Consider the following 25668-nt stretch of genomic DNA (forward strand, 5'->3'; position numbering starts at 1 on the left):
AATCCCCGCAGCGGCCACACGGCGCAAGGCATCGGCCAGTTCCGCGCGGGACGGGTATAGGAACGCGGTGTGGTATAATCCGGTATGACCCACGGGTGGCGGCGTGGCCCCCAGACTGTCCCATGTGTTTAGCGCGATGTGGTGGTGATATCCGCCCGCCGACAGGAATGCGGCGCGGTTGCCAAAGTGCTGATGCACCTCGAAACCCAGAACACCGGAATAAAACGCGATTGAGCGCTCCAGATCGGCGACCTTCAGATGGATATGCCCGATGCGGGCTTGTGGGTGGACGGGGGTCATGGCTCTACTCCTTTGGATTGGTAGAACCATGATGCCGATGTTTAGATAATATGGAAGTATAAGAAATATCGCAGAATATGTGCGTTAACGCACCGTCATGACAATTTCCACTATCTGCGCTCTTCATCCACAGCGTATCTGGGCATATCTTTTACGGCCTCAAGAAAGGCATTGCGTATCTCAGTCTGACTAAACATAAAGTCCCATAGCTCGGTCATCGTGCAATTCATGATATCCCCAAGTGGGTCTTCAAGATTGGAGGAGTTTTCATCACAGAGCTTGCGACATTCTTGTGCAAAGTGGTTTGCTAGATCGCAATAATCCGTAACCCATTGAGTTTCTTTATCTAGCTCCATGTCACATCTTTCCTGCTACCGCACCATCCCGACAATCTCCAACGTCTTCGCCAGTATCGGGTCCGCAATGGCGCGCGCCTTGTCCGCCCCTTTGCGCAGGATTGCGTCGATCTCGTCTGGGGTTTCCATCAGCCGTGCCATTTCAGCCGAAATCGGCGACAGTTTGGTGACCGCCAGTTCCGACAGCATCGGTTTGAACTCGGAAAACTGTTTGCCGCCAACATCCGCCAGAACCTGATCAACCGACATATCGGCCAATGCGGCGTAGATGTTGACCAGATTAGCAGCCTCGGGGCGGCCCTCCAGCCCCTTGGCCTCGCTCGGCAACCCGTCCGCATCGGTTTTGGCCTTGCGGATTTTCTGGGCGATCTTGTCGGCATCATCAGTCATGTTGATACGACTGTTGTCTGACGGATCGGATTTGGACATCTTTTTGGAGCCATCGCGCAAGGACATCACCCGTGTCGCTTCGCCCTCGATCACAGGTTCGGTGATTGGAAAGAAATCAACGCCGTAGTCGTGGTTGAATTTGGCGGCGATATCACGGGTCAGCTCGATATGCTGTTTCTGGTCCTCGCCCACCGGCACGTGCGTTGCGTGGTAAACCAGAATGTCGGCGGCCATCAGGTTCGGATATGTGAACAGACCCACTGAAGCGTTTTCGCGGTTCTTGCCCGCCTTATCCTTGAACTGGGTCATGCGGTTTAGCCAGCCCATGCGGGCGACACAGTTGAAAACCCAGCCCAGTTCGGCGTGGGCCGAGACTTGAGATTGGTTAAACAGAATGGATTTTTCAGGGTCCAGACCCGAGGCAATGTAGCCCGCGCATAACTCACGCGTGGCGCGGCGCAGATCGGACGGGTCTTGCCATGTTGAAATGGCGTGCAGATCAACGATGCAGTAGACCGTTTCAATGCCGCTGTTCTGCATGTCAACGAACCGCTTCACAGCGCCAAGGTAGTTACCAAGCTGCAGGTGATTGGTGGGCTGGATGCCCGAAAAGACGCGGGGAGTGTGGACCACCTCGGTCATGATAATTCTCCGTCTGGATTTAATTGGTGGTTTGGCTTACCCACAGGGGCAAGGGCCGTCAACCAAAGGAGCCTATGATATGAGCAGTAATGAGAATATTTCACCGGTTAACCCGCTGCCACCTGTTGTGGTGGTGTTGGCGTTGGCGATCTTTTTGATCGAGGCGGTGTTTAACCTGGGCGCGCGTGGGTTGGTTGGTGGACCCGAGGCAATCGGTTGGCGCACGGCTGCGATTGGCACTTATACGCCGTCGGGTTTGTTGTTTGACCGGATGATGGAAACGGGTCGCTATCCGGCAGAACATTTGCTGCGGTTCGTGACCTATCCGTTTATCCATGTGAATTTCACCCATATGATATTTGCCTGTGTGCTGTTGCTGGCGCTGGGCAAATTTGTCGGCGAGGTGTTTCGCTGGTGGGCGGTCTTGCTGGTGTTTTTTGCGTCCGCCATTGTCGGGGCTGTGGTGTACGGCATGTTTATCAACAGCCGCGTGGCGCTGATCGGGGCGTATCCGGCGGTGTACGGGTTGATCGGGGCGTTTACGTTTTTACTGTGGGTCGATTTGGCGGCGCATGGGGCGAATAAATACCGCGCTTTCACGCTGATCGGGTTTTTGTTGTTTATCCAGCTGATATTCGGCGTGTTCTTTGGCGGAGGTAAGGATTGGATTGCCGATATTGCCGGGTTTGTGACGGGGTTCGGGTTGTCCTTTGTGGTCAGCCCCGGTGGCTGGTCGCGGGCGTTGGTACAGCTGCGGCGGCGTTAGCGGCGCATGGAGCGGCGGAAGTCTGACAGCTTGAAGGCGCCGAGCAATTGGCCAATGCCGAAATAGCTGACCGCGCCAATCGTAACCAAAAGGGCCAGCGCCAGGTAGCGCCATGCGCCTGCGGCAAACATCGGGTTTAGCGCCAGTTGCGCTGCGAACAGGGCGACGCCCATTAGAACCGAAGCAATAACGATCCGCCAGATACGCTTGCGGAACCGGCGATCAAGCTTTGCTGAAACACCCATTTTACGTGATCCGAACCAGAGTAGTGCGACCATGCCCCAACTGGCGAGCGTGGCCCCGATGGCGGCGGCGAGGTAGCCGATGATCGGCGCAAGGCCTATGGCCAGCGCAGCGTTGATTATCATCGCTACCAGCGCGTAGTAGAACGGGCGCTTGGTGTCGGCGCGGGCAAAGAACAGCGGCTGATACACCTTTTGCAGCACGAAGGCAGGCAGGCCGAGGCCATAGATTTGCACGGCGGCAGCGGTGGCGGCGGTGTCGTCGGGGCCGAACAGGCCGCGCTCGAACAGCACCTCGACCAGCGGCAGCGGGATCACCACCAAGGCGACGGCAGCGGGGATGGTCAGGGCGAGCGAGATTTCACCGGCGCGGCTGAACGCCTCTTGGCCGCCAGCCTCGTCACCTGCTTGCAAGCGGCGTGATAGTTCAGGCAACAACACGATGCCGATGGCGATACCAACCACCCCAAGCGGCAGTTGATACAGGCGGTCGGCATTATAGAGCCACGCAACGGCGGAATCGAATTGGCTGGCGACTTGGCGTCCGACCAGCAGGTTGACCTGCACCACGCCCCCCGCCAGCGCCGCGGGCGCAGCGATGATGGCAAGGCGTTTCAGGTCGGGCGACATGACGGGGCGTTTGGGGGTGAGGGCGAACCCAGCCCGTTTGGCCGCAACCCAGACCAGCGCCAGTTGCGCGATGCCAGCGATCGGCACCATCCATGCGAGTGTCAGGCCAATATCCAGCTCCATCATGCTGCTGAAAACCAGCGCTGTGATAAAGATGATGTTCAGCAAAACAGGGGCGGCGGCGGCGGCGGTGAAACGGTGCGTGGCATTCAGCACGCCGGACAGCAACGCCGCCAGCGAAATGAACAGGATATAGGGAAACGCGATGCGCCCGTAGGTGACCGACATATCAAAGCGCACATCGCCGACAAACCCGCTGGCCATCGCCCAGACCAGCCACGGCATGGCAAACATTGCGATGACGGTGAACAGGATCAGGATCGTTGCAAGCCCGCTGAACGCATCGCGGGCGAACCCTAGTGGGTCGTCATCAGCCTCGAGTTTTTTCGAGAACATCGGCACGAACGCCATGTTGAACGCGCCCTCGGCAAAGAAGCGGCGAAACATATTGGGCAGCGAGAACGCCACGATGAACGCCTGTGCCGCCGGACCGGTGCCCAGAAACGCGGCGATCATCACGTCGCGTACAAAGCCCAGCAAGCGGCTGAGCAATGTCCAGCCGCCAACGGTCAGAAACCCGCCCAGCATCCGTTTGCGCCCCGTCATTGTTTACGTGCCCTTTTTGCCCCGGCTTCAATCGATTCCAGTAGACGTTTCTTTAACGTATCCTGTCGGCTTTCCTCGTGATATTTAAGGCCAAACATGTCTTTGACATAAAATGTATCCACCACCTGTTCCCCGTATGTCGCAATAACCGCGCTGGCGATATAGACATTGGCGTTGGCTAATGTACGGGCCAGATCGAACAGCAGGGCGGGACGATCACGGGTGTCGACCTCGATGATGGTGTAAATCTCGCTGCCCTCGTTATCAAAGGTAATGGTGGTCGGCACCTTGAAGGCACGCTCGCGTTTCTTAATCTTGTCGCGGGATTGTAATGCGTCCCGCGCGATCACTTCGCCTTTCAGGGTTTTGTCGATCATGGCCCGCAGACGGTTCAGGCGGGGGCCTTCATAGGGCGAGCCATCGGCGTCCTGTATCCAGAACACGGCGGTGGCATAGCCGTCTTTGGATGTGTAAGTGCGCGCATCGACCACATTGGCCCCGACCAGCGCCAAGGCCCCTGCCAGGCGCGAGAAAATGCCGGGATGGTCGGCCAGCACGAAACAGGCTTGGGTTGCGTCGCGGTCCTCGTCGGGTTTCAGGTCAATGCGGATTTCGTCTTCGGTTAGGCCCCGCAGAAGGTTGGCGAAAATTACATGTGCGGCGGTTTGCAGCCCTTGCCAATAGGGCGGGTAATGGCGGGCGGTTTCAATTTTCAGATCCTTTTTGTCCCAGTCGGCCAGCGCTTGACGCAATGCCTTTTTGGCCGCATTTTCGCGCACGGTCCGGTTGACGGCCTCCATGCCGCTATCCAGCGCGGTTTCGGTGTCTGAATATAGACGCCGGATCAGCATCGCCTTCCAGTTGTTCCATGTGTCCGGCCCGACCCCGCGAATGTCACAAACCGTTAGAACCGTCAGCAGGTCCAGCCGCTGCTTGTTCTTTACCGCTTTGGCAAAACCGCGAATGGTGCGCGGGTCGGAAATGTCGCGTTTCTGCGCTACATCGGACATCAACAGATGGCTACGCACTAGCCATTCCACCAGCTTGCACTCATCCGGTTTCAACCCCAGACGCGGGGCAACTTTGCGGGCGATTTTAGCGCCAAGGATCGAGTGATCCTCGTCGCGTCCCTTGCCGATGTCATGCAGCAGTAGCGCCACATAAAGCACCTTGCGGTTCACGCCAGATTTCAGAATGCCCGAGGCGATGGGCAGTTCTTCAACCAGTTCTTCGCGCTCGATCTGGGCGAGGTTTGAAATGCACTGGATGGTGTGCTCGTCCACCGTATAGTCGTGATACATATTGAACTGCATCATCGCTACGATCGGTGCAAATTCAGGGATAAAGGCGGCGAGCACACCCAGTTCGTTCATCCGGCGAAGGGCGCGTTCGGGGTTGCCGTGTTTCAGCATCAGGTCCAGAAAAATGCGCCTGGCCTCTTTGTCATTGCGCATTTCATCATCAATCAGGTCCAGATTGGCAGCCACCAGACGCATGGCATCAGGATGGATCAAAACGCCAGTGCGCAGGGCCTCTTCAAACAGCCGCAGGATATTCAACTTATCCTTAAGGAACGATTTTTCGCCCGCGACATTCAGGCGATTCTGCACGATCTTGTATCCTGCCTTGGCCTTTTTGCGCCGCCTAAAGAACCGCATCAGACGGGGTTCCTGTTTGACGTGGCTGGCTTCAAGTGCGGTCAGGAAAATACGGGTCAATTCGCCCACATGGTTTGCGTGGCGGAAATAGTCCTGCATGAAATGTTCTACCGCGCGACGTCCGCCGTGGTCTTTATAACCCATGCGTGCTGCCACCTCGACTTGCAGATCAAACGTCAGCTGCTCCATCGCGCGGCCTGTGACCAGATGCAGATGGCAACGAGTGGCCCAGAGGAATTGTTCGGCCTCGGCAAAGCGGTCGTATTCATCTTGAGAAAACAGCCCCAGTTCAACCAACTCGGCCACGTGATCAACACGGTGCAGATATTTTGCGATCCAGAACAAGGATTGCAGGTCGCGCAAGCCACCTTTGCCCTCTTTCACATTCGGCTCGACCATATAGCGCTGGCCGCCCTGTTTTTTGTGGCGGGCGCTGCGCTCTTCCAGTTTGGCCTCGATAAATTCGGGGGCTGTGCCGCGAAACAGATCATGCCACAGGGTTTCTTTTAACTCGTCTGCAAGCGGGACGTCGCCCGCCAAATAGCGTTCTTCCAACAGGGCGGTGCGGATGGTGAAATCCTCACGCCCCAAACGGATGCAATCCTTGATCGTGCGGCTGGCGTGGCCGATCTTTAGGCGTAAATCCCACAACATATAGAGCATGGATTCAATCACGCTTTCGGCCCATGCGGTCATTTTATAGGGGGTCAGGAACAGCAGATCGATGTCGGAATGCGGTGCCATTTCTGCGCGACCTGATCCGCCGACAGCCAATACTGACAACCGTTCGGCGTCCGTGGGGTTGGCGATTTTGTGCAGGTGGGTGGTGGCCACCTTGAACACGGTCTGGACGATGCAATCGGCCAGATAAGTATAGGCGCGGGTGGTGCGCCGCGCGGCAAAAGGTTTTGCGGCGAATGCGGCTTCGATTGCGGCGTTACCGGCTTTGCGGGCGTCCATCAGATAACCGACTGTGGCGGCGCGGATGGCGCGGCCATCTTTGGCGCTGAATATTGCGGCCTCTAATGCGGTCCACGCTGCGGCATGGTCAAAAATGTCATTCGCCGGACAGATCAGACTGTCCGGCGAATACAAAGAGGTATGAGCGTTCATCGGGTCCGGTTCTAGAAACCGGCGCCGCCAAAGCTGCTGGGTGCAGCGTCAACGATGACCGCTTGGTTGTTCTGGATTTGCGCAATGGCCAGCCCGCGCTGGTTGCTGCCGTCTTTGCGCAGGCGGAATATGCCGCTTGCGCCGACAAAGCCGGACCCTTGTGTCAGGGCGCCGGTGGTCAGGGCATTTGATTTGCCTGCTTTGGCCAAAGCACCGATGGCTGCGATTGCGTCATAGGAAAGGCTGGCAATTGCATGCGGTGGTTTTCCGAATGCCGCGCTGTAGCGTGCGTTGAACTTGGCGGTCATGCCGGGGTGTGGCAGGGCGAACCAGCCGCCCTGAACGCCGGGCAGAGCAAGCGTTGCAGCAGGGATGTCCCAGCGGGTCAGGCCGATGAATTTCACCACGTCCCGGTCGACACCATTTTCAGGCAGCATCTGGGTGATAAGAGGCAGTGCACCAGCAGAATCAGAGGTGAGGAAAACCGCCTGCGCCCCGGAACTGCGGATCGTGCTGGCAATGCTGGGAATGGCACTGACTATGCCATCCTGCGAAAATTCGTAAGAGCCAACGCCAGCCTGAACGGCACCATTCGAGGCAATAGCCCCGAGAATCGCATCGCGGCCCGCTATGCCAGCCGGCGTGCGGGCATGAACAACCATTATGTTATTGCGACCCTGTCGTTTGGCGTAGTTCACCAGCCGATTGGCGGTATTCTGGAATGTGGGGCCAAGTACAAAAACATTTCTGCCCGCGATCTCGGGGTTGTTTGAAAACGCCAGAACATTCACATTGCGCCCTGCCACAGCAACACCAGCAGCGTTTGCGGCGTGCGCGTATAGCGGGCCAATGATGATTTTGGCTCCGTCGTCGACGGCCTTGGTCGCAACCGAAGCGGCCTGGGCGGCGTTACCGGCAGTGTTGTAGACCCGCAGATCAATTTTCACGCCCTGCAGGTCGGCTATCGCCAACCGTGCTGCATTTTCAAGGTTTTTGGCCAGTAGGTCATCGCCTGCATTACCTGATCCACCCGGAACCAACAGGGCAACAGGGACTGGTGCGCTTGGATTAATGCTTTGACCACTGCCCCCCCCTAGCGAAACAGGCTCACAAGCGGCCAGCCACAGGATCGACATCAGGGCAACAATGCGGCCCGCAATTTTTCTGGATTTACTCAATAATGAAAACATAGGTTGATCCCCGCTCCCTCGCGCGTAATGATTCAAGTCGGGCAAGCCTATGCGTTTGCCCGCAAATAGTAAACGCCGTGAAAGGTGAGATTTTGGTGAATTTTGAAAAGAGGCAACTCTCTGCCGGTCTCTACATTGTTGCAACTCCGATCGGGGCTGCGCGCGATATTACTTTGCGGGGGCTGGATATACTGGCCTCGGCTGATGTGATTGCCGCCGAAGATACGCGAACAGCCAAACGGTTGATGGAAATTCACGGCATTCCTTTGGGCGACCGTCCGGTGATTTCCTATCACGATCATAACGGTGCGCAAGTGCGTCCGCGCCTGATGCGGCTGCTGGGTGAGGGCAAATCGCTGGTCTATGTATCCGAGGCCGGCACACCGCTTGTCGCTGATCCCGGATATGCGCTTGCGCGGGCCGCGATTGATGCTGGGATTCAGGTGATCGGGGCACCGGGGCCATCGGCAGTGATTGCGGCGTTGACTGTGGCGGGTTTGCCGACAGACCGGTTTTTCTTTGCCGGTTTTGCGCCAAACGCCAAAGGAGCGCGCAGACGGTTCTTTGAGGGATTTGCCGAAGTGCCTGGAACGCTGGTGTTTTATGAATCGCCCAAACGGATTTACGGGATGTTAGGGGATTTGGTGCAAACCTTGGGAGGGGACCGGCAGGCGGCAGTTTGTCGGGAACTGACCAAACGGTTTGAAGAAGTGTCGCGCGGCACGTTGGGTGAGTTGTCTGCGGCGTTTTCGGACCGCACTGTAAAGGGTGAAATTGTGGTGCTGGTGGATCGGGCACACGGGGTTGCCGTGTCGGACCAATCAATGGAGGATGCTTTGCGCGAGGCATTAAAAACAATGCGGATCAAAGATGCCGCAACGGTTGTGTCAGAGGCGTTGGGGATACAGCGTCGCAAAGTGTATCAAGCTGCACTGGAGTTGGAAAAGGACAAGAAATGAGTGGGCTTACGTCTTATTATGCGGGATTAGCTGCCGAGAGCGCTGTCGAGAACCATTATATTCGGACGGGTCATGTGATCTCTGATCGCCGTTGGCGTGGGGCTGGTGGCGAAATTGACATCATTGCACGGAATGGCGATGATCTGATCTTTGTCGAGGTTAAGAAAAGCCGCAATTTTGCCCGTGCTGCAGTGCAGCTATCGCAACGCCAGATGCTGCGGATTTACAATACTGCGTCCGAGTTTTTGGCAGGCGAACCCAATGGGCAGGACACAAACGTGCGGTTTGACGTGGCATTGATGGATGGCGCTGGCCATATTCAGGTGATTGAAAATGCGTTTGGGTATTGTTGACGGATAATCATTGAACCCCGTGTCGCACTGCACCATGTAGGTGGGGTGCAAAAGGGGAAAGCCATGTCATTGAAAGTTGCGATCCAGATGGACCCAATTGGTCCGATTGATATTGATGCAGACAGCTCATTCCGCATCGCCGAAGAGGCGCAGGCGCGTGGGCATGAATTGTTTTATTACACACCTGACAAACTGTCCTATCGCGCAGGTCGAGTGATGGCACGGGGCTGGCCACTGATGGTGCGCCGTGAAAAAGGCAATCATTTTACATTGGGGGCGGAGCAGGACATTGATCTGGCCGACTGGGATGTTGTCTGGTTGCGCCAAGACCCACCGTTTGACATGGGCTATATTACCACCACGCATTTGCTGGATATGATCCACCCCGACACATTGGTGGTAAATGATCCATTCTGGGTGCGCAATTACCCTGAAAAACTGTTGGTGCTACAATTCCCTGACCTGACCCCGCCAACAATGATCGCGCGCGATCTGGAAACCATCAAGGAATTCAAACACGAGCATGGCGATATCATCCTGAAGCCGCTTTACGGCAACGGTGGGGCTGGTGTGTTCCGGTTGGATAAAAACGACCGCAACCTAACGTCGTTGCACGAACTGTTCATGGGCATCAACCGCGAGCCATTGATTGCGCAGAAATTTCTGCCGGATGTGTCCAATGGTGACAAGCGGATCATTCTGGTGAACGGCGAAGCTGTTGGTGCGATCAATCGTGTGCCAGCACCTGGGGAAACCCGCTCCAATATGCATGTTGGCGGCCGACCCGAGAAGATTGGCCTGACCGCGAGAGACATGGAAATCTGTGCCGCCATCGGCCCGTTGCTGCGCGAAAAGGGGCAAGTTTTTGTCGGGATTGATGTGATCGGGGATTATCTGACCGAAATCAACCTGACCTCGCCCACAGGCATTCAGGAGTTGGAGCGGTTTGACGGCACCAATATTGCCGAGAAAATCTGGGTTGCGATTGAGGCCAAACGGGCGTGAGCATCCGGCTGCATATGCTGAACGGGTTTCTGCGTCGGTTTGAAAAACCTAAACTGGCACGGGCCAAAACACCCGAAGATTTACGAAAGCCGTTTGAATCCAAAGCACGCCTATTTTTCCCGTCGCCGCGCAAAACCCGTTTCAGCGATGATGTGCTGAAGGCCGGTGCGGACACGGTTCCGGCCCATTGGGCGCAAGCACAAAACGCGACTGATTATCGGGTGATCCTGTATTTCCACGGTGGTGGCTATGTTTTCGGTTCGCCCCGAACCCACCGCGCAATGTTGGCGCGGCTTTCGGCGATGACGGGCATGTCGGCGTGTTTGCCAAAATACAGGCTCGCGCCGGAAAACCCGTTTCCAGCCGCAATTGATGATGCGCTTGTGGCATACCGCGCCCTACTGGATCGCGGCATTGCGCCAGACCGGATCATAATGGGCGGGGACAGTGCAGGTGGTGGTCTGGTGCTGGCGTTATTGGGGGAAATTACCGCCCAATTCCTGCCGCAGCCTGCAGGTGTATTCGCGTTGTCGCCATTGACGGATTTATCATTTTCGGGAGCGTCTTTTACGGGAAACGCGCAGTCCGATGTGATGCTTCCCGCAGAACGCGCTGCGGATATGGCGCGATTATATCTGCAGGATCATACGCCGGATGATGCGCGTGCTTCGCCGATCAAAGCACGATTTTCGGCTAAGACCCCCGTATATCTAACTGCCAGCGACAGTGAAATACTGCTGGATGATACCCGCCGGATGACGATTCATTTACGTGACCAAAGGGTGAATGTCACTGAAAAAATTGTGTTTAACCATCCCCATGTTTGGCAAATCTTCCAGCGAATGTTACCCGAGGCGGATCAGGGATTGCGCGATATTGCGGCGTGGATCAAACCTCTTTTGTCGCGCTAAGGCGGAAACTGACAGCTTCGGCCACATGGTGTTTGCGCACATCATTAACCCCCTCAAGATCGGCAATCGTGCGGGCCACGCGCAACACACGGTGGTACCCACGCGCGGATAGACCAAAGCGTTCAGCGACTTTGATCAACAAGGCTCGACCCTCGTCATCGGGGGTGGCGATTTCCTCGAGCATGGCCCCTTCGGCGTCGGCATTCACCCGCATATCGGCATGATCCATGAACCGCTTTTCTTGTATATCGCGGGCGCTGGCGATGCGGGCGGACATGTCGGCCGAAGTTTCGCCAGCTTCGGGCAGATCCAGATCGGAGTAGGCCACGGGTGGCACATCAATGCGCAGGTCGAATCGGTCCATCAAGGGGCCTGAAATTCGACCCAGATATTCTTCGCCACACAGCGGAACACGGGCGCAGGCACGCGACGGATCGGCAAGGTAGCCGCATTTGCACGGGTTGGCGGCGGCGACCAGCATGAAGCGGCAAGGGTATTTGACGTGGGCGTTGGCGCGGGCCACCACGACTTCGCCGGTTTCAATTGGCTGGCGCAGGGTTTCCAGCACGGCGCGCGGGTATTCGGGGAATTCATCCATGAACAAAACCCCGTTATGTGCCAGCGATATTTCCCCCGGTTTAGCCCCGCGCCCGCCGCCAACGATGGCCGCCATAGAGGCCGTGTGGTGCGGTTCGCGGAACGGGCGTTCGCGGGAAATACCGCTCTCATCCAGCAGGCCGGACAGGGAATGGATCATCGAGGTTTCCAGTGCCTCGGCGGCGCTAAGCGGGGGTAGTATGCCGGGCAAACGCGCGGCAAGCATGGATTTTCCGGACCCTGGCGATCCGGTCATCAGCACATGATGGCGGCCAGCCGCTGCGATTTCCAGCGCCCGTTTGGCCCGTTCCTGCCCCTTTACATCGCGCATGTCGCGGCTGTGGTTTTCGCGCTGAACCTCGCCTGCCACAGCAGGCATCAGCGGGGACTGTCCCGTGTAATGGCGTACCACATCGGCCAGTGATCCGGCAGCCAGCACCTGGGTTGCGCCAACCCACGCTGCCTCGGCCCCACATGCTTTGGGGCACAAAAGGGCACGGTCATGTTCGGCGGCGGTCATCGCCGCGGGCAGGGCACCGATCACCTGTATCAGGGTGCCATCAAGCGAAAGTTCCCCCAGTGCGACGGTATTTTCCACATCCTCGGATGGCACGATTTCCAGCGCTGCCAGCAATGCCAGTGCGATCGGCAGGTCAAAGTGTGACCCCACCTTTAGCACGTCTGCTGGCGACAGGTTGATGGTGATACGTTTGGAGGGGAGCGCGATGGACATCGCTGTCATCGCCGCCCGCACCCGTTCGCGGGCCTCGGACACGGCCTTGTCCGGCAACCCGACAATAGCAAAGGATGGCAAGCCCGCCGTGATGGCGCATTGCACCTCGACCATGCGGGCCTCAATCCCTTCAAACGCGACGGTATAGGCGCGTGCCACCATGTTCACGCCTCTCTGCGTTACCCAATTTGTTAATGGTTAACGCAGGGATGGTTTACGAAAGGTAAATTTCCATGAATTTTGGCCACGCCGCGGGGTCGTGGACCGTTTTATCGCGGCAAAAAGCGTTGCAAAACCCAAAGATGCGCCCGTCGAGTTCCATCAGATGGGTAATAGGCTTGCCGGAATAGGGGCAGGTCGCATTTTCTGGGGTACCGCTGTCCACGGCTTTGGCCACCAGCGAGGTGACGGGCCAGCTGCGGGTAGGCACATCCAGCGCATATGGCACAGGATCATAGGATTTGGTCAACCCCATCGCCCGCCACCGACGAAAGGCGGTATCTTTCAGGTGCTCGGCGACATAGGCGGTGGCGATATCGCCCACAGGCAGGTCAAATCCGGCGATCCGTGCGGCAACGGGGGCATAGAACACGTCGGCCAGTGAATAGGCACCAAACAGCCAAGGACCATCTGTGCCATGTCGGGCGCGGGCCAGTGACCAGAGCAGTTCCAGCCGATCTAGATCGGCTTGGACTTCGGGTGATACGGAAAACCCGTCATATTGGTGCAGCAGTTGCATTGGGCATTCCGAACGTAGCGCGCCAAAGCCCGAATGCATTTCTGCCGCCATCCAGCGGGCCAGAATGCGGGCGGATTGATCCGCTGGCCACAGCCCCACGTCGGGATGACGTTCGGCCAATGTTTCGGCAATCGCCATCGTGTCGCCCACAGCATCGCCATCGGGGGTGCGGATTGCGGGGACCAGACGGGCAGGGGCCAGATCGGCCAGATCCTGTTGCAAAGTGCCGGAATATAGGCCAGCCATATGGGTGCGGCAGGGGATGTTGAATTTCTCGAACATCAGCCAGCCACGCAGCGACCAGCTGGAAAATGTGCGGTCGCCGATATATAGATCATAAGTCATGTTGGGCAGTTTAGCGCGGGATGCTGCATTCGCAAAATTGTGTTTTGTGACGGGGGCATCACAAAACGTGATGGACGGATTTGCGCCGTGTAATTCGCTGATGTAAAGCAGGGGTGGAGGATGTCTGAAATGAAAACTGCTATGGCTGTGATACCGCTCGTTTTTTATATGGCTGTTATGGCCGTATCCCCCGTTGTTGCGCAAAGCAGTCTGCAATTATTTGCGCCGGTTTACGGCAATTGGTGCGGCCCGAACCATCCGGTGGATATGTCGCGTGCCGGCCCGCCGGTTGACCCGCTGGATGCAGCCTGTATGCGCCATGATTATTGCGTGGCGGCGCAAGGGGAATATGACTGCGGTTGTGATATTTCATTCCTTCAGGAACTGCGCGGTACCCGTTGGCAAAATCCGATGATTCAGCGTAATGCCCGTGCGATTTATGATGCAATCGCGCTGGTGCCGTGTGATGCACCGGACGGGATGACCTATAAGCAGACCATGTTTGCGGTAGATTTATTTTACGATGTGGTGTCGGGCAAAGCGATGCCGATGGATGTGTTTGACCGCTGGCGGGCACTGCTTTTTGGCAGTTAGGGACAGGGCCTAGGGCAAGTGGTTAATAGCACCGGTTTCCCACGCGTTTCCGTCCCATTGCAGACGGGTAACGGATAGATTGTCGATTTTATAAGAAATCGCTTCGGTCGGGGATAGCCCCCCTGCCAGCTGGATTTGAGTCATGATCACGCCGATATGGGCCACGGCGATGATGTGGCGGTCGGGGTGGCGGGTGTTCATATCCTGAACAAACGGGGTAATGCGGCTGGCCGCTGTGTTCCAGCTTTCGCCATTTGGCGGGGTGATGTCGCCCGGGGTTTCCCAATAGGCGCGGCTTAGGTCGGGGTCGCGGGCGGCGACCTGATCGAACGTCAGCCCGTCCCAGTCGCCGAAATTGAACTCCCGAATGTCGGGTGCATGGGGCAGGCGGGTTCGTGCGCCTGCAATTGCACTGGCGGTATCAATGCTGCGCGACAGGTCGGACGATACCAGCAACGCATCATCGGGCAGATGCGCATTCAGGCGGGCGATTTGCGCTGTATCGGATAGATCGGCGGCCACATCGCGCCAGCCAACGAATGCTTTTTCATAGGTCGGGCCGTGACGTACCCACCACCAGGTCGTCATTTTGGCAGGGTGCCCTTTAGCACCATCGGCAAACCTGCGGTGACGGTCACCACCAGACCGGCCTGTGCGGCTAGGCGTTGGTTCAACCGCCCCTGAGCCTCGCGAAACCGCCGTGCCAGAATGTTTTCCGGCACAATTCCCGCACCGACCTCGTTAGTGACCACAACAACGGGCGCTTTGCTAGTGGCCAGCGCGGTCAGCAGGGAGGATTCGGCGGCCTCAAGATCGGTTTCAGCCAGCAGGTGATTGGTCAACCACAGGGTGGCGCAATCCACCAGAACGGTATCGTTGGCCGTGGCATCGGCAAGCGGCGCGGACAGGTCCAGCGGGGCTTCGATGGTGCGCCAGCCGACGCTGCGTGACTTTCGGTGCCGGATAATTTTTGCGGTCATTTCACTGTCATGCGCTTGGGCCGTGGCCAGATATATCTTGGTCTTGCCGCTGGCCTCGACCAGGTGTTCCGCAAAGTTTGATTTGCCCGATGCGGCCCCGCCGATCACAAGTGTCAAAGTTGGCAACATTCTGTTTTCCCCCATGCGTGTCATTAGGACTAGCAAGCAATTGCCGTTAGGTTAAGTGCTAATGTGACCCATTGGCATTTGTGAAATTTGCAGGCAGGTAGGCAAGATGAAATATATATTTGTATCTGTTACCCTGATTATAGCAGCAATTGGCATGGCTGGGGCGAAAGAAATTACCAGTGGTGATTTGGACGACTTGCCGCCTGCCGATGTGGTGATTCTGGGTGAAATTCACGATAATGCACAGCATCATATCGGGCAGGCGGAGGCGGTTTTGGCGATCCAGCCAACGGCAGTGGTGTTTGAAATGTTAACGCCAAAGCAGGCAGCAAAGATCACGCCGAAATTGCTGATGGATCAGGACGCGCTAAAGGCGACATTGGACTGGGACGCGTCGGGGTGGCCGGATTTTGCGCTATATTACCCGATTTTCAAAGCGCTGGGCGCGGCGCGGGTTTATGGCGCGGCGCGGCCTCGTGACGAGGTGCGGCGCGCGTTTGGTGACGGGGCGGCGGCGGTGTTTGGGCCGAGGGCTGCACTGTTCGGACTGGATCAGCCATTGCCAGCGGGCCAATTGGAGCAGCGCATGCAGGAGCAGTTCGAGGCACATTGCGAGGCGATGCCGCTGGGAATGATGGGTGGTATGGTCGAGTCGCAACGGTTTCGGGATGCAGCGTTTGGGGCCGTGGTGGTGCAGGCGGCTAGGGAAACCGGCGGGCCTGTGGTGCTGATTACAGGCAATGGGCATGCGCGGACAGATTGGGGTGTTCCGGCGATGTTGGCAGCTGGTGCGCCGGATTTATCGGTGTTGGTGGTCGGGTTTATCGAGGCCCCAGCAGAGGCAGAGCAACCATTTGACATGTGGGTGGTGACGGAACCGGCAATACGCGAAGACCCTTGTCTGGCGTTTAAGTAAGCGTGACGGTTGAGTTCAAGCGATCAGCACCCTAAAACAAGGACAACTGTTTGAAAGGGCTGGATATGCTTGCTGGCAAACGCATTCTATTGATCATCGGCGGCGGGATTGCCGCCTTCAAGTCACTGGACCTGATCCGGCGCTTGCGGATGCGCGGCGCGACAGTGACGCCGGTGTTGACCCGCGCGGCCGAGGAATTTGTGACACCGCTGTCCACATCGGCGCTGGCCGCTAACAAGGTATACCGCGATCTGTTTGATCTGACGGACGAGGCCGAGATGGGGCACATCGAACTGTCCCGCGCTGCTGATCTGGTGGTGGTGGCCCCCGCGACGGCGGATTTGATGGGCAAGATGGTGGGCGGGCGGGCGAATGATCTGGCCTCGACCCTTCTGATGGCCACGGACAAGCGGGTGCTGATTGCACCGGCGATGAATGTGCGGATGTGGGAACACCCCGCAACCCAGCGCAATATCGCAACGCTGAAAGGTGACGGTGTGCTGTTTGTTGGCCCCAATGAGGGCAACATGGCTTGCGGTGAATTTGGTCTGGGCCGGATGGCGGAACCGCTGGAGATTGTTGCGGCGGTTGAGGTGGCGATTTCGGATGGGCCGTTGCGGGGCAAGCATATTCTGGTGACATCAGGACCAACACACGAGCCGATTGATCCGGTGCGCTATATTGCCAACCGGTCCTCGGGGGCGCAGGGCACGGCGATTGCACGGGCGTTGTCGGCGCTGGGGGCGGAGGTGACGTTTGTCACCGGACCCGCCGATGTTGCGCGACCCGATGGAGTTCGGGTGATCGAGGTGCAGACGGCGCGAGAGATGTTGGCGGCGGTTCAGGCGGCTTTGCCCGCTGATGGCGCGGTATTTGCGGCGGCGGTGGCGGATTGGCGCATGGCATCCGAGACCACGTCAAAAATGAAGAAGGATGGCAAGGGCAGCCTGCCTGTGCTGGAGTTTGCCGAGAACCCCGACATTCTGGCGAGTGTGGCCCAGATGAAAAAAGGCCGTCCCGCGCTGGTTGTCGGGTTCGCGGCGGAAACCGATGATGTGATCAAAAACGCCAAGGCCAAAAGGAAGCGCAAGGGCTGTGACTGGATTGTTGCCAATGATGTGTCGTCCGAAACGGGGATCATGGGCGGCAGCGAGAATGCGGTGACAGTGATCAAGGCGAGTGGTTCTGAAGAATGGCCGCGGATGAGTAAAGATCAGGTGGCTGTGCGGCTGGCGGCGGATATTGCCGAAGCTTTGGCGTAAGAGATTATTTGCGCTGCGCGCGGCAGGTATTTAGGAAAAGAAGAAGGGGGGCGCGATGATTTTAATTAAAATGTCGTGGATTGACGGGGCGGATCAGGCGCTGGGGTTGCCAAGCTATGAGACAAGCGGGGCAGCCGGTGCGGATTTGCGGGCGAATTTTATTGAGGCTGAGCGGGGCGGAATAACCCTTGCACCTAGTGGCCGCGCTTTGGTGCCAACGGGTCTACGGCTGGAAATTCCTGCCGGATACGATGTGCAGATCAGGCCGCGTTCGGGTTTGGCGTTAAAGCACGGCATTACATTGCCCAACAGTCCAGGCACGATTGACAGCGATTATCGCGGGCCACTGGGGGTGATTGTGATGAACGCGGGGGCGGAGCCGTTTGTAATTAATCACGGCGACCGGATTGCGCAGATGGTTGTGGCCCCTGTGGTTCAGGCGCGATTTGAGCTGGCCGGTGCGCTGGGCGATACTGCGCGTGGCAAAGGCGGGTTTGGCTCTACGGGGCGCGGCTAGTGGGTTATGTTCTGGCGTTGGCTATCGGGCTGTGGTTGCTTGGCGCGCTGATCGGGGTGTCGCACGCCAAACGCTGGTTTTTGGTCGGGTTGTTGTATGCGGCGGTTGTGATTGCACATTTGGTGCTGCCGGACGGGATGCCGCTGCGTGTGGCAACTGGCGGGTCGGTTGGGCCTTGGTTGATATTGGGCGGGATCGTCGCGGTTGTGGTTGCGTATCGCGCGGCTCTAGGCCAACTTCGTGTCAAAGCCCAAGGTAGAGTCGCCCAGATGTCCGAGACCACCCCGAAACCCACATTCACCAACGTCGAGCTGGACCGTTACGCACGCCACATCATGCTGCGCGAAATCGGTGGGGTAGGGCAGAAAAAGTTGAAAAACGCCCGTGTGCTGGTGATTGGTGCAGGCGGGCTGGGATCGCCCGTGTTGCTGTATCTGGCGGCAGCAGGGGTTGGCACCATCGGGGTGGTGGACGATGATGTGGTCGATAATTCCAACCTGCAACGTCAGGTGATCCATCGGGATGCCGATATTGGCATGCCCAAGGTGTTTTCCGCGCAAGCCGCAATGCTGGCGCAAAATCCCAAAGTTGTGGTGCGCCCCTATCAGCGGCGGCTGGATGAAACCAACGCCGCCGATCTGTTTGCCGACTACGATTTGGTGCTGGACGGCACCGATAATTTCGAGACCCGCTATCTGGTGAACCGCACCTGTGTGGCGTTAGGCAAACCGTTAATCGCGGGGGCGCTGACCCAGTGGGAGGGACAGATCAGTACTTATGACCCGGCCCATGATTTGCCGTGTTACCAGTGCATTTTTCCCGAGGCTCCGGCGGCGGGTCTGGCCCCGAGTTGTGCCGAGGCGGGGGTGGTTGGGCCGTTGCCCGGGGTGATCGGCGCGATGATGGCGCTTGAGGTGGTGAAAGAAATCACAGGCGCCGGTGACGGGATGCGCGGACAGATGCTGATTTACGACGCGCTGTATGCCGAGACCCGCAAGATCAAGCTGAAGCGGCGCATGGATTGCCCTGTTTGTTCGGGGAAATCCGTTTAATTACCTTGCCATAGTGCGTGGATGATCCATAATCACGCGGAATCATAATCAATCTTGGGGGATTCCAAATGAAACTGCTAACATCACTTGCCGTTGTTGCCACGGCTGCCTTTACCACTGTCACTATGGCTGCGGGCCACTTGCCTGATCTGGGCGGCAAAGAGGTGGTTGTTGTCACTGAAAACGCTTACCCTCCGCTGCAATTTGTTGATCCGGCTTCGGGCGAGGCAATTGGGTGGGAATATGACGCGATGGCCGAGATTGCCAAGCGGATCAATATCACCGTGGTCTATGAAAATATCAGCTGGGACGCGATGATCCCTGCGGTTTCCGAAGCGCAGTTTGATCTGGGGATGACAGGGATCACCATCCGCGATGACCGTAAGGAAAAGGTCGATTTTTCGGATGCCTACATGCGCAGTGAAATGGTGATGTTGGTGCGTGGAGACGAGGCGCGGTTTTCGGATGCAGCAGGGTTTGGTTCGGACAAGGATTTGCTGATGGCGGCACAGCCCGGCACCACACCGTTTTATGTCGGTGTTTACGAAGTTCTGGACGGGGACGAGGCCAATCCGCGGATCAAACTGTTTGAAACGTTTGGTGCAACCGTTCAGGCGCTGAAAACGGGCGACGTTGATCTGGTGCTGACCGATGGCACAGCGGGCAACGGGTATGTTGCGGCCTCTGATGGGGCGCTGAAAATTGTCGGTGACACGCTGGGAACCGAGGATTTCGGTTTTATCTTCCCCAAAGGATCCGAGCTGGTTGGGCCAATGAATGCAGCAATCGCCAGCATGAAGGAAGACGGCACCCTGGATGCGCTGAACAAAAAATGGTTTCTTGATTACAAGTTTGGCGGTTAAGACCAGAGTGGCCCCGGACATGTTCCGGGGCCTTTTGCTATGATTCCGACGCCCCCCCAAGACAAAGACTTCCCATACTGGCTCGTTGTCGCCGGTGGACTGGGTGCATATCTGCTCTATCGGGTGGTGTCGGATGACCTGTACGCGCAGGTGCTAGGCACTCTTTCCAAAGGGATCGGGGTAACTATATTCGTGACCTTGGTGGCATTTTCGATGGCGTCGCTGTTCGGGCTGATACTGGCGGTGGCCAGCATGTCACGGTTCATAGTGTTTCGGCAATTGGCGCGGTTTTATATCGAGATTATTCGCGGCATTCCGATCATTGTACTGTTGCTATATGTGGCGTTTGTGTTTGGGCCTGCGATGGTCCACGCGGTGAACTGGGCGCTAGAAGGCATGGGGTTCGATCCGATTCGCACGCGGGACTTTACCCTGATGTGGCGGGCAATTATTGCGCTGATGATCGGCTACTCGGCGTTTATTGCCGAGGTGTTCCGCGCTGGGCTTCTGTCGGTTGACGAAGGACAGGTGGAGGCAGCCAAGGCGTTGGGTTTAAGCGGCTGGCACAGGTTCAGGTTTATCGTATTTCCGCAGGCATTTCGCACCATCATGCCGCCGCTTGGCAATGATTTTATTGCGATGGTGAAGGATTCGTCATTGGTATCGGTGCTGGGAGTTCTGGATATCGCGCAACTGGGCAAGGTGACGGCGGCGGGTAATTTCCGGTATTTTGAAACCTATAATGTGGTGGCGCTGCTGTATCTGATCATGACGGTATCGCTGTCGCTGCTGCTGCGCAAACTTGAACGGCGGATGCGCTCGAAATACCCTTAAGCGCTGGACCTCTTTGGCGGCGGTCCCTACCGTAGCCGACAAAGGAGATCACCATGACCAATCCGCTGTTGTCCCAATGGGACACCCCGTTTGAACTGCCCCCGTTCGCCTTGATCAAGGACGAGGATTTCGCGCCTGCGTTTGACGTGGCGATTGGCGAGGCGCGTGCGAATTTCGCAGCAATAGCCAAAAATCCCGACGCCCCGACATTTGTAAACACGATTGAGGCGATGGAGCTGGCAGAAGAGGCGTTAAGCCGTGTTCTGTCGGTGTTTTATAATCTGGCGGGCGCGGATAGCACACCGATGCGTGAAAAATTACAGCGGGAGTTTTCGCCTAAACTGGCGGCTTTTTCGTCCGAGATCAGCATGAATGAAGCATTGTTTATGCGGGTGGAAGCTCTGTGGAATATGCGTGATGATCTGGGGCTGACGGGAGAGCAGGCGCGGCTTTTGATGCTGTCGCATCGCGGGTTTGTGCGGGCCGGGGCGCAATTACAGGGGGCGGCACGGGATCGGCTGAAAGAGGTGCTGGAGCGGCTGGCGGTTCTGGGCACCGAGTTCAGCCAGAACCTGCTGGCAGATGAGCGCGAATGGTTCATGGAATTGGGCGAGGGTGATCTGGAAGGGTTGCCGGATTTTGTGCTGGATGCAGCTGGTGCGGCGGGTGAGGAAAAAGGTGCTGGCGGACCTGTTGTAACGTTATCCCGCTCACTTATCACGCCATTCCTGCAATTTTCAATGCGGCGTGATTTGCGCGAAAAAGCCTATGGGGCGTTTGTGGCGCGCGGGGCGAATGGCGGGGCGACGGACAACCGTGGCATCGCTGCCGAAACGCTGGCGCTACGTGAAGAGCGGGCAAAGCTGTTGGGTTACGATAACTTTGCCGCGTTCAAGCTGGAGATCGAGATGGCCAAAACGCCCGAGGCGGTGCGGGGCCTGTTGATGGACGTGTGGGAGCCCGCCAAGGCCGCTGCCAATGCGGATGCGGAAACCCTTGCGAACATGATGCATGATGATGGTGTGAATGGTGATCTGGAAGCGTGGGACTGGCGCTATTATTCCGAAAAGCGCCGCCTGATCGAACATGATCTAGACGAGGCTGAATTGAAACCTTATTTGCAACTGGACCGGATGATCGAGGCGGCGTTTGATTGTGCCAATCGCCTGTTCGGGTTGGAGTTTTCACCGCTCGATGTGCCGCTGTATCACGAGGATGCCCGCGCGTGGGAGGTGATACGGGACGGCAAGCATATGGCGGTGTTTATCGGTGATTATTTTGCCCGCGGATCGAAACGATCAGGTGCGTGGTGCTCGGCGATGCGCAGCCAGAGGAAACTGGGTGGTGATGTGCGGCCGATCGTGATGAATGTGTGCAACTTTGCCAAAGGTGATCCTGCGCTGCTGTCGTTTGATGACGCTCGCACCTTGTTCCATGAGTTTGGCCATGCGCTGCACCAGATGCTGTCGGATGTGACATATGAATCAATTTCCGGCACCTCGGTTCCACGCGATTTTGTAGAACTGCCCAGCCAGCTGTATGAGCATTGGCTGGAGGTGCCTGAAGTGTTGCAAAAATTCGCAACACACGCTGAAACCGGCGAGCCGATGCCAACCGATATGCTGAAACGGCTGCTGGCGGCGGGCACCTATGATATGGGATTTTCCACGGTTGAATATGTGGCCTCGGCATTGGTTGATCTGGAATTTCACAATGGTGCGGCACCTGCTGATCCAATGGTAAAACAAGCCGAAGTTCTGGAGGCGCTTGGTATGCCCCAGGCTATCCGCATGCGCCACGCCACGCCGCAATTTGCACATGTGTTTTCTGGTGACGGGTATTCCAGTGCTTATTACAGCTATATGTGGAGCGAGGTGATGGATGCCGATGCGTTTCAAGCGTTTGAAGAGGCGGGCGGGGCGTTTGACCCTGATATGGCGTCGCTGTTGGAAACGCATATATTATCCGCGGGTGGGTCCAAAGACCCTGAGGAACTGTATAAAGCATTTCGCGGGCGGATGCCTGGGGTTCAGGCGCTGCTAAAGGGGCGCGGGTTGGTGTGATGCGGGTGAGGGGACCTGGAAAGTGGTAAATCTAAATCGTGAAAACAAGGTGGGTTTGTTCGGTAAATAGTTCTACTATTCCGGAATAATAGAACTGTTTTAACGGTGTGGATACAGGGTAATCAATTGAACTTATTATATTTACGAGTTCAGCCGTAGCCGTTTGAAGCCACGTTGTTCAGCGCACCGGATCTTGATGAATGATCACATCACACTGCGGATAGGTCTGCCGGATAGCATGCTTCAACCCGGCACTAATCGCATGGGCATCATTCAGCGACTGGTTCCCGTCCAACTCCACATGCAGATTGACAAAAACAGTTGAGCCAGCTTGGCGTGTGCGTAAGTCGTGATAACCGTGCACTCCGGGGTAGGACTTGGCGATGGCTTCGATTCCGGCAATCAGGGCGGGACCGGCAGAGCGATCCATCAGGGCATCCCACGCGCCCTTGCCGATACGCAAGGAACCGATGACCAGCAGAACGGCAGCGCCAAGCGCAACCACGCTGTCAATATGAGGTAGGCCGAATCTGGACGAGGCCCATAGGGATAGCAGGGCCCCACCGGCGGGCAGCAGATCGCCCAGATAATGCAAGGAATCTGCGGCGACAACGCGGCTGCCGGTTTGTCGGGCGACATGGCGTTGCCACAAAACAAGGGCCAGCGTCAGGGTGATCGAGATGGCCATTGCCATCATTCCGCGTCCCTCTGACATCAAGGTAACAGGATCACTGGATAGCAAGCGACGCACGGCGGCCCAGCCGATCACGCCGCCAGAAATCATGATGAACACCGATTGCCCAAGGGCAGCCAGATCTTCGGCCGAGGTATGGCCGAAAGCGTGGTCATCATCCGCCGGACGGGCGGCGTAATAGATTGCGGCCAACGCCCCGAGCGAAACCATGAAATCCAGCGCGCTATCGGCCATACTGGCGGCAACAGATAGTGACTGTGTGGCGCTAAAAGCCCAGAGTTTCAGAGCAACCAGAACAATGGCAACAATGACAGAGGCCAGCCCAGCAGAAAGATTTAGGCGCGTGTTGGTACTGTCCGGTATCTGCGGGGTCATTCCCTTATCTCGTCAGGGCGAACCCCCCATAGGGTATCTTTTCTGGCCCATCCCCTTTGCCCGCCAGCCTTTAGACGGCACCAGTCCGGTCCGCACTGACCCAGACGCGCAATCACTCCCATTTCCAGTTGGGCATTTTCTTGCGAATTGGGATCGGGTTTTGCATATAGTGTCAGCATATCGCTCTCGACAATCACGGTGCGTACGCCTGATAGCAGCGAATAATGCACCCAGCCGCCTTGCCCGTCGCGGTCTTGCACGCGTCGCCAATGGCCGTATTCGGCGATAATCTCCAGCGGCATATCGCGGCGCAGGAACACCCAGTCGATACGGTGTGTCAGGCTGGGGCCTCGGCGCACGTTGCCCTCGGCCGCCTTTAGCGACACAAAGCGCGGCAACGGCAGATTGGTCACCGGCCCCCGCGTCCCGCTCGGTGCGCTTGCAACATCTGCATAACTGATGCCTGAAAACCCAAAGGCCAAAACGAACGCAATGATGATTGCGCTTATTTGCATAGGGAAAATATTGCTCATCTGACCCGATACCTTTACTTTTTTGCCTCAAACCCAGCGAGGTTCTTGTGCCTCGTTCATTGTTGCGCCACTTTGGCATCAAAGCTGTGCCAATGAAAGAACAAGGGAGAGTATTATGTCCGCTGAACGTCTGAGTGTTGTTGTGACGCGACGGTTGCCCGAGGTGGTCGAGACGCGAATGAAGGAATTGTTCGACGTGGAATTGCGCGAAACCGACGTGCCAATGACCCGAGACGAGATCGTGTCGGCGATGAAACGCGCCGACGTTCTGGTGCCGACATTGACCGATACAGTAGACGCCGGAATGCTGACGCAAGCGGGGGATCAGCTGCGTCTGATTGCCAATTACGGATCAGGCGTGGACCACATTGATGTGCAGACCGCCCGCCAGCGCGGAGTCCTTGTTTCTAACACTCCGGGGGTGGTGACCGAGGACACGGCAGACATGACTTTGGCGCTGATTTTGGCGGTCACCAGACGCATTCCCGAGGGGTTGGCGCTGATGCAATCGGGGGAGTGGCAAGGCTGGTCGCCGACTGCGTTGATGGGCGGACGTTTGGGCGGTCGCCGGCTGGGCATTCTGGGTATGGGGCGGATCGGGCAGGCGGTGGCGCGACGGGCGGCGGCGTTCGGGATGCAGGTGCATTATCATAACCGCAAACGGCTGCATACGGATATCGAGGCAGAGCTGGAAGCGACCTATTGGGAGAGTTTGGACCAGATGGTGGCGCGGATGGATATTATATCAATCAACTGCCCGCATACGCCATCAACGTTCCATTTGATGAACGCTAGACGGCTGAAACTAATGAAGAAAAATGCGGTTATTGTGAACACGTCACGGGGCGAAGTGATCGACGAGAACGCCCTGACACGGATGTTGCGGTCGGGTGATATTGCCGGTGCGGGGCTGGATGTGTTCGAGCACGGCACCGAGATTAACCCGCGATTGCGGGCGCTGAAAAACGTGGTGCTGCTGCCGCATATGGGATCGGCGACCGAAGAAGGGCGGGCCGAAATGGGCGAGAAAGTGATCATCAACATCAAGACATTTGCGGACGGGCATAGGCCACCGGATCAGGTGGTGCCGGGGATGTTTTAGCGGCGTTTTGGGTGTATGGAAAACGTATGGAAAAGGTATGGGTTTTATACATATAGGATTTTAGGAGGAAGCAGTGGAGCCATTCGAGTTTAACGATGAAATGAAGCGGTATTTCCGTGCTGATAGGGGAGCTGGATCAATTGTTACGGAGAAAGATGA

Annotated in this window: 26 protein-coding genes; 14 read left to right on the forward strand and 12 right to left on the reverse strand. The window is 57.1% G+C overall.

Annotated features, from left to right (window positions below; all coding sequences use genetic code 11):
- From ACWB12_RS04370 to trpS, 3 genes are all read right to left on the reverse strand, one after another.
- Positions 1-300: VOC family protein (locus tag ACWB12_RS04370; RefSeq protein WP_479528848.1), on the reverse strand; the 300-nt coding region annotated here is incomplete at its 3' end.
- A 110-nt stretch (positions 301-410) separates the two neighbouring features.
- A complete protein-coding gene (locus tag ACWB12_RS04375; RefSeq protein WP_479528849.1) occupies positions 411-656 on the reverse strand; it encodes a hypothetical protein in 246 nt (81 codons plus the stop codon).
- 15 nt (positions 657-671) lie between these two features.
- Positions 672-1688, reverse strand: coding sequence for a tryptophan--tRNA ligase (trpS, locus tag ACWB12_RS04380; protein ID WP_479528850.1), 1017 nt, complete (start codon positions 1686-1688; stop codon positions 672-674).
- A 79-nt stretch (positions 1689-1767) separates the two neighbouring features.
- On the opposite strand from trpS, the gene ACWB12_RS04385 reads away from it, so the two are divergent.
- Entirely contained in the window at positions 1768-2454 is a 687-nt protein-coding gene (locus tag ACWB12_RS04385; RefSeq protein ID WP_479528851.1) for a rhomboid family intramembrane serine protease, read from the forward strand.
- Here the strand turns inward: ACWB12_RS04385 and murJ are convergent.
- Genes murJ through ACWB12_RS04400 form a run of 3 tightly spaced genes read right to left on the reverse strand, consistent with a single transcriptional unit; the run spans position 2451 to position 7953 of the window.
- Positions 2451-3992: a murein biosynthesis integral membrane protein MurJ gene (gene murJ, locus ACWB12_RS04390; RefSeq protein ID WP_479528852.1), complete on the reverse strand. Its 1542-nt coding sequence runs from the start codon at positions 3990-3992 to the stop codon at positions 2451-2453. The genes ACWB12_RS04385 and murJ overlap by 4 nt on opposite strands.
- Entirely contained in the window at positions 3989-6763 is a 2775-nt protein-coding gene (locus tag ACWB12_RS04395; RefSeq protein ID WP_479528853.1) for a [protein-PII] uridylyltransferase, read from the reverse strand. Before ACWB12_RS04395 ends, murJ begins: the two co-directional genes overlap by 4 nt.
- Positions 6764-6774: 11 nt before the next feature.
- Positions 6775-7953 carry a penicillin-binding protein activator gene (locus ACWB12_RS04400; protein ID WP_479528854.1) on the reverse strand — a complete coding sequence of 393 codons (1179 nt, stop codon included), beginning with the start codon at positions 7951-7953 and terminating at the stop codon, positions 6775-6777.
- A 95-nt stretch (positions 7954-8048) separates the two neighbouring features.
- On the opposite strand from ACWB12_RS04400, the gene rsmI reads away from it, so the two are divergent.
- From rsmI to ACWB12_RS04420, 4 genes are all read left to right on the forward strand, one after another.
- The gene (gene rsmI, locus ACWB12_RS04405; RefSeq protein ID WP_479528855.1) at positions 8049-8912 is read left to right on the forward strand and encodes a 16S rRNA (cytidine(1402)-2'-O)-methyltransferase; all 864 of its coding nucleotides are present in this window, start codon (positions 8049-8051) and stop codon (positions 8910-8912) included.
- Positions 8909-9265, forward strand: a complete 357-nt coding sequence (locus ACWB12_RS04410) for a YraN family protein (RefSeq protein WP_479528856.1) — start codon at positions 8909-8911, stop codon at positions 9263-9265. Before rsmI ends, ACWB12_RS04410 begins: the two co-directional genes overlap by 4 nt.
- A 63-nt stretch (positions 9266-9328) precedes the next feature.
- Positions 9329-10270, forward strand: coding sequence for a glutathione synthase (gshB, locus tag ACWB12_RS04415; RefSeq protein ID WP_479528857.1), 942 nt, complete (start codon positions 9329-9331; stop codon positions 10268-10270).
- Complete coding sequence (locus ACWB12_RS04420) at positions 10267-11181, forward strand: alpha/beta hydrolase (protein WP_479528858.1); 915 nt, start codon at positions 10267-10269, stop codon at positions 11179-11181. Before gshB ends, ACWB12_RS04420 begins: the two co-directional genes overlap by 4 nt.
- On the opposite strand, the gene ACWB12_RS04425 is transcribed toward ACWB12_RS04420, so the two are convergent.
- Positions 11159-12673, reverse strand: coding sequence for a YifB family Mg chelatase-like AAA ATPase (locus ACWB12_RS04425; protein WP_479528871.1), 1515 nt, complete (start codon positions 12671-12673; stop codon positions 11159-11161). The two genes, ACWB12_RS04420 and ACWB12_RS04425, sit on opposite strands and share 23 nt — an antisense overlap.
- Positions 12674-12725: 52 nt before the next feature.
- Positions 12726-13595 carry a glutathione S-transferase gene (locus ACWB12_RS04430; protein WP_479528859.1) on the reverse strand — a complete coding sequence of 290 codons (870 nt, stop codon included), beginning with the start codon at positions 13593-13595 and terminating at the stop codon, positions 12726-12728.
- A 129-nt stretch (positions 13596-13724) separates the two neighbouring features.
- Here ACWB12_RS04430 and ACWB12_RS04435 point away from each other — a divergent pair, with 129 nt between their 5' ends.
- Entirely contained in the window at positions 13725-14189 is a 465-nt protein-coding gene (locus ACWB12_RS04435; protein WP_479528860.1) for a hypothetical protein, read from the forward strand.
- Positions 14190-14198: 9 nt separating this feature from the next.
- Here ACWB12_RS04435 and ACWB12_RS04440 read toward each other — a convergent pair whose 3' ends face one another.
- Together ACWB12_RS04440 and cobU are read right to left on the reverse strand one after the other, a co-directional pair.
- Positions 14199-14777, reverse strand: a complete 579-nt coding sequence (locus tag ACWB12_RS04440; protein WP_479528861.1) for a histidine phosphatase family protein — start codon at positions 14775-14777, stop codon at positions 14199-14201.
- Complete coding sequence (gene cobU, locus ACWB12_RS04445) at positions 14774-15298, reverse strand: bifunctional adenosylcobinamide kinase/adenosylcobinamide-phosphate guanylyltransferase (protein WP_479528862.1); 525 nt, start codon at positions 15296-15298, stop codon at positions 14774-14776. Before cobU ends, ACWB12_RS04440 begins: the two co-directional genes overlap by 4 nt.
- 106 nt (positions 15299-15404) lie before the next feature.
- On the opposite strand from cobU, the gene ACWB12_RS04450 reads away from it, so the two are divergent.
- From ACWB12_RS04450 to ACWB12_RS04480, 7 genes are all read left to right on the forward strand, one after another.
- The gene (locus ACWB12_RS04450) at positions 15405-16214 is read left to right on the forward strand and encodes a ChaN family lipoprotein (protein ID WP_479528863.1); all 810 of its coding nucleotides are present in this window, start codon (positions 15405-15407) and stop codon (positions 16212-16214) included.
- 65 nt (positions 16215-16279) lie between these two features.
- Entirely contained in the window at positions 16280-17476 is a 1197-nt protein-coding gene (coaBC, locus tag ACWB12_RS04455; RefSeq protein ID WP_479528872.1) for a bifunctional phosphopantothenoylcysteine decarboxylase/phosphopantothenate--cysteine ligase CoaBC, read from the forward strand.
- Between the two features lie 55 nt (positions 17477-17531).
- Positions 17532-17993, forward strand: coding sequence for a dUTP diphosphatase (dut, locus tag ACWB12_RS04460; protein ID WP_479528864.1), 462 nt, complete (start codon positions 17532-17534; stop codon positions 17991-17993).
- On the forward strand, positions 17993-19045 hold the full coding sequence (locus ACWB12_RS04465) for a HesA/MoeB/ThiF family protein (protein WP_479528865.1): 1053 nt from the start codon (positions 17993-17995) through the stop codon (positions 19043-19045). The genes dut and ACWB12_RS04465 overlap by 1 nt, the downstream gene beginning before the upstream one ends.
- 125 nt (positions 19046-19170) lie before the next feature.
- Entirely contained in the window at positions 19171-19908 is a 738-nt protein-coding gene (locus ACWB12_RS04470; RefSeq protein WP_479528873.1) for a transporter substrate-binding domain-containing protein, read from the forward strand.
- Between the two features lie 39 nt (positions 19909-19947).
- Positions 19948-20742: an amino acid ABC transporter permease gene (locus ACWB12_RS04475; protein WP_479528866.1), complete on the forward strand. Its 795-nt coding sequence runs from the start codon at positions 19948-19950 to the stop codon at positions 20740-20742.
- A 53-nt stretch (positions 20743-20795) separates the two neighbouring features.
- Positions 20796-22805, forward strand: coding sequence for a M3 family metallopeptidase (locus ACWB12_RS04480; protein WP_479528867.1), 2010 nt, complete (start codon positions 20796-20798; stop codon positions 22803-22805).
- A 178-nt stretch (positions 22806-22983) separates the two neighbouring features.
- Here ACWB12_RS04480 and ACWB12_RS04485 read toward each other — a convergent pair whose 3' ends face one another.
- Both ACWB12_RS04485 and ACWB12_RS04490 read right to left on the reverse strand, forming a co-directional pair.
- Positions 22984-23874 carry a cation diffusion facilitator family transporter gene (locus ACWB12_RS04485; protein ID WP_479528868.1) on the reverse strand — a complete coding sequence of 297 codons (891 nt, stop codon included), beginning with the start codon at positions 23872-23874 and terminating at the stop codon, positions 22984-22986.
- On the reverse strand, positions 23871-24407 hold the full coding sequence (locus ACWB12_RS04490; RefSeq protein WP_479528869.1) for an SH3 domain-containing protein: 537 nt from the start codon (positions 24405-24407) through the stop codon (positions 23871-23873). Before ACWB12_RS04490 ends, ACWB12_RS04485 begins: the two co-directional genes overlap by 4 nt.
- A gap of 115 nt (positions 24408-24522) precedes the next feature.
- On the opposite strand from ACWB12_RS04490, the gene ACWB12_RS04495 reads away from it, so the two are divergent.
- A complete protein-coding gene (locus tag ACWB12_RS04495; protein ID WP_479528870.1) occupies positions 24523-25509 on the forward strand; it encodes a 2-hydroxyacid dehydrogenase in 987 nt (328 codons plus the stop codon).
- Positions 25510-25668 lie beyond the last annotated feature (159 nt).

Source organism: Profundibacter sp. (assembly GCF_056498605.1).

What these genes read in the sequence shown, in the direction of transcription:
- ACWB12_RS04430 (WP_479528859.1), bottom strand. Translation starts at nt 13,595, where the DNA reads ATGACTTATGATCTATATATCGGCGACCGCACATTTTCCAGCTGGTCG.
- gshB (WP_479528857.1), top strand. Translation starts at nt 9,329, where the DNA reads ATGTCATTGAAAGTTGCGATCCAGATGGACCCAATTGGTCCGATTGAT.
- ACWB12_RS04490 (WP_479528869.1), bottom strand. Translation starts at nt 24,407, where the DNA reads ATGAGCAATATTTTCCCTATGCAAATAAGCGCAATCATCATTGCGTTC.
- ACWB12_RS04410 (WP_479528856.1), top strand. Translation starts at nt 8,909, where the DNA reads ATGAGTGGGCTTACGTCTTATTATGCGGGATTAGCTGCCGAGAGCGCT.
- ACWB12_RS04480 (WP_479528867.1), top strand. Translation starts at nt 20,796, where the DNA reads ATGACCAATCCGCTGTTGTCCCAATGGGACACCCCGTTTGAACTGCCC.
- ACWB12_RS04400 (WP_479528854.1), bottom strand. Translation starts at nt 7,953, where the DNA reads ATGTTTTCATTATTGAGTAAATCCAGAAAAATTGCGGGCCGCATTGTT.
- trpS (WP_479528850.1), bottom strand. Translation starts at nt 1,688, where the DNA reads ATGACCGAGGTGGTCCACACTCCCCGCGTCTTTTCGGGCATCCAGCCC.
- ACWB12_RS04470 (WP_479528873.1), top strand. Translation starts at nt 19,171, where the DNA reads ATGGCTGCGGGCCACTTGCCTGATCTGGGCGGCAAAGAGGTGGTTGTT.
- ACWB12_RS04475 (WP_479528866.1), top strand. Translation starts at nt 19,948, where the DNA reads ATGATTCCGACGCCCCCCCAAGACAAAGACTTCCCATACTGGCTCGTT.
- ACWB12_RS04395 (WP_479528853.1), bottom strand. Translation starts at nt 6,763, where the DNA reads ATGAACGCTCATACCTCTTTGTATTCGCCGGACAGTCTGATCTGTCCG.
- ACWB12_RS04375 (WP_479528849.1), bottom strand. Translation starts at nt 656, where the DNA reads ATGGAGCTAGATAAAGAAACTCAATGGGTTACGGATTATTGCGATCTA.
- coaBC (WP_479528872.1), top strand. Translation starts at nt 16,280, where the DNA reads ATGCTTGCTGGCAAACGCATTCTATTGATCATCGGCGGCGGGATTGCC.
- ACWB12_RS04495 (WP_479528870.1), top strand. Translation starts at nt 24,523, where the DNA reads ATGTCCGCTGAACGTCTGAGTGTTGTTGTGACGCGACGGTTGCCCGAG.
- ACWB12_RS04425 (WP_479528871.1), bottom strand. Translation starts at nt 12,673, where the DNA reads ATGGTGGCACGCGCCTATACCGTCGCGTTTGAAGGGATTGAGGCCCGC.
- ACWB12_RS04450 (WP_479528863.1), top strand. Translation starts at nt 15,405, where the DNA reads ATGAAATATATATTTGTATCTGTTACCCTGATTATAGCAGCAATTGGC.
- ACWB12_RS04440 (WP_479528861.1), bottom strand. Translation starts at nt 14,777, where the DNA reads ATGACGACCTGGTGGTGGGTACGTCACGGCCCGACCTATGAAAAAGCA.
- ACWB12_RS04385 (WP_479528851.1), top strand. Translation starts at nt 1,768, where the DNA reads ATGAGCAGTAATGAGAATATTTCACCGGTTAACCCGCTGCCACCTGTT.
- ACWB12_RS04435 (WP_479528860.1), top strand. Translation starts at nt 13,725, where the DNA reads ATGAAAACTGCTATGGCTGTGATACCGCTCGTTTTTTATATGGCTGTT.
- dut (WP_479528864.1), top strand. Translation starts at nt 17,532, where the DNA reads ATGATTTTAATTAAAATGTCGTGGATTGACGGGGCGGATCAGGCGCTG.
- murJ (WP_479528852.1), bottom strand. Translation starts at nt 3,992, where the DNA reads ATGACGGGGCGCAAACGGATGCTGGGCGGGTTTCTGACCGTTGGCGGC.
- ACWB12_RS04485 (WP_479528868.1), bottom strand. Translation starts at nt 23,874, where the DNA reads ATGACCCCGCAGATACCGGACAGTACCAACACGCGCCTAAATCTTTCT.
- cobU (WP_479528862.1), bottom strand. Translation starts at nt 15,298, where the DNA reads ATGTTGCCAACTTTGACACTTGTGATCGGCGGGGCCGCATCGGGCAAA.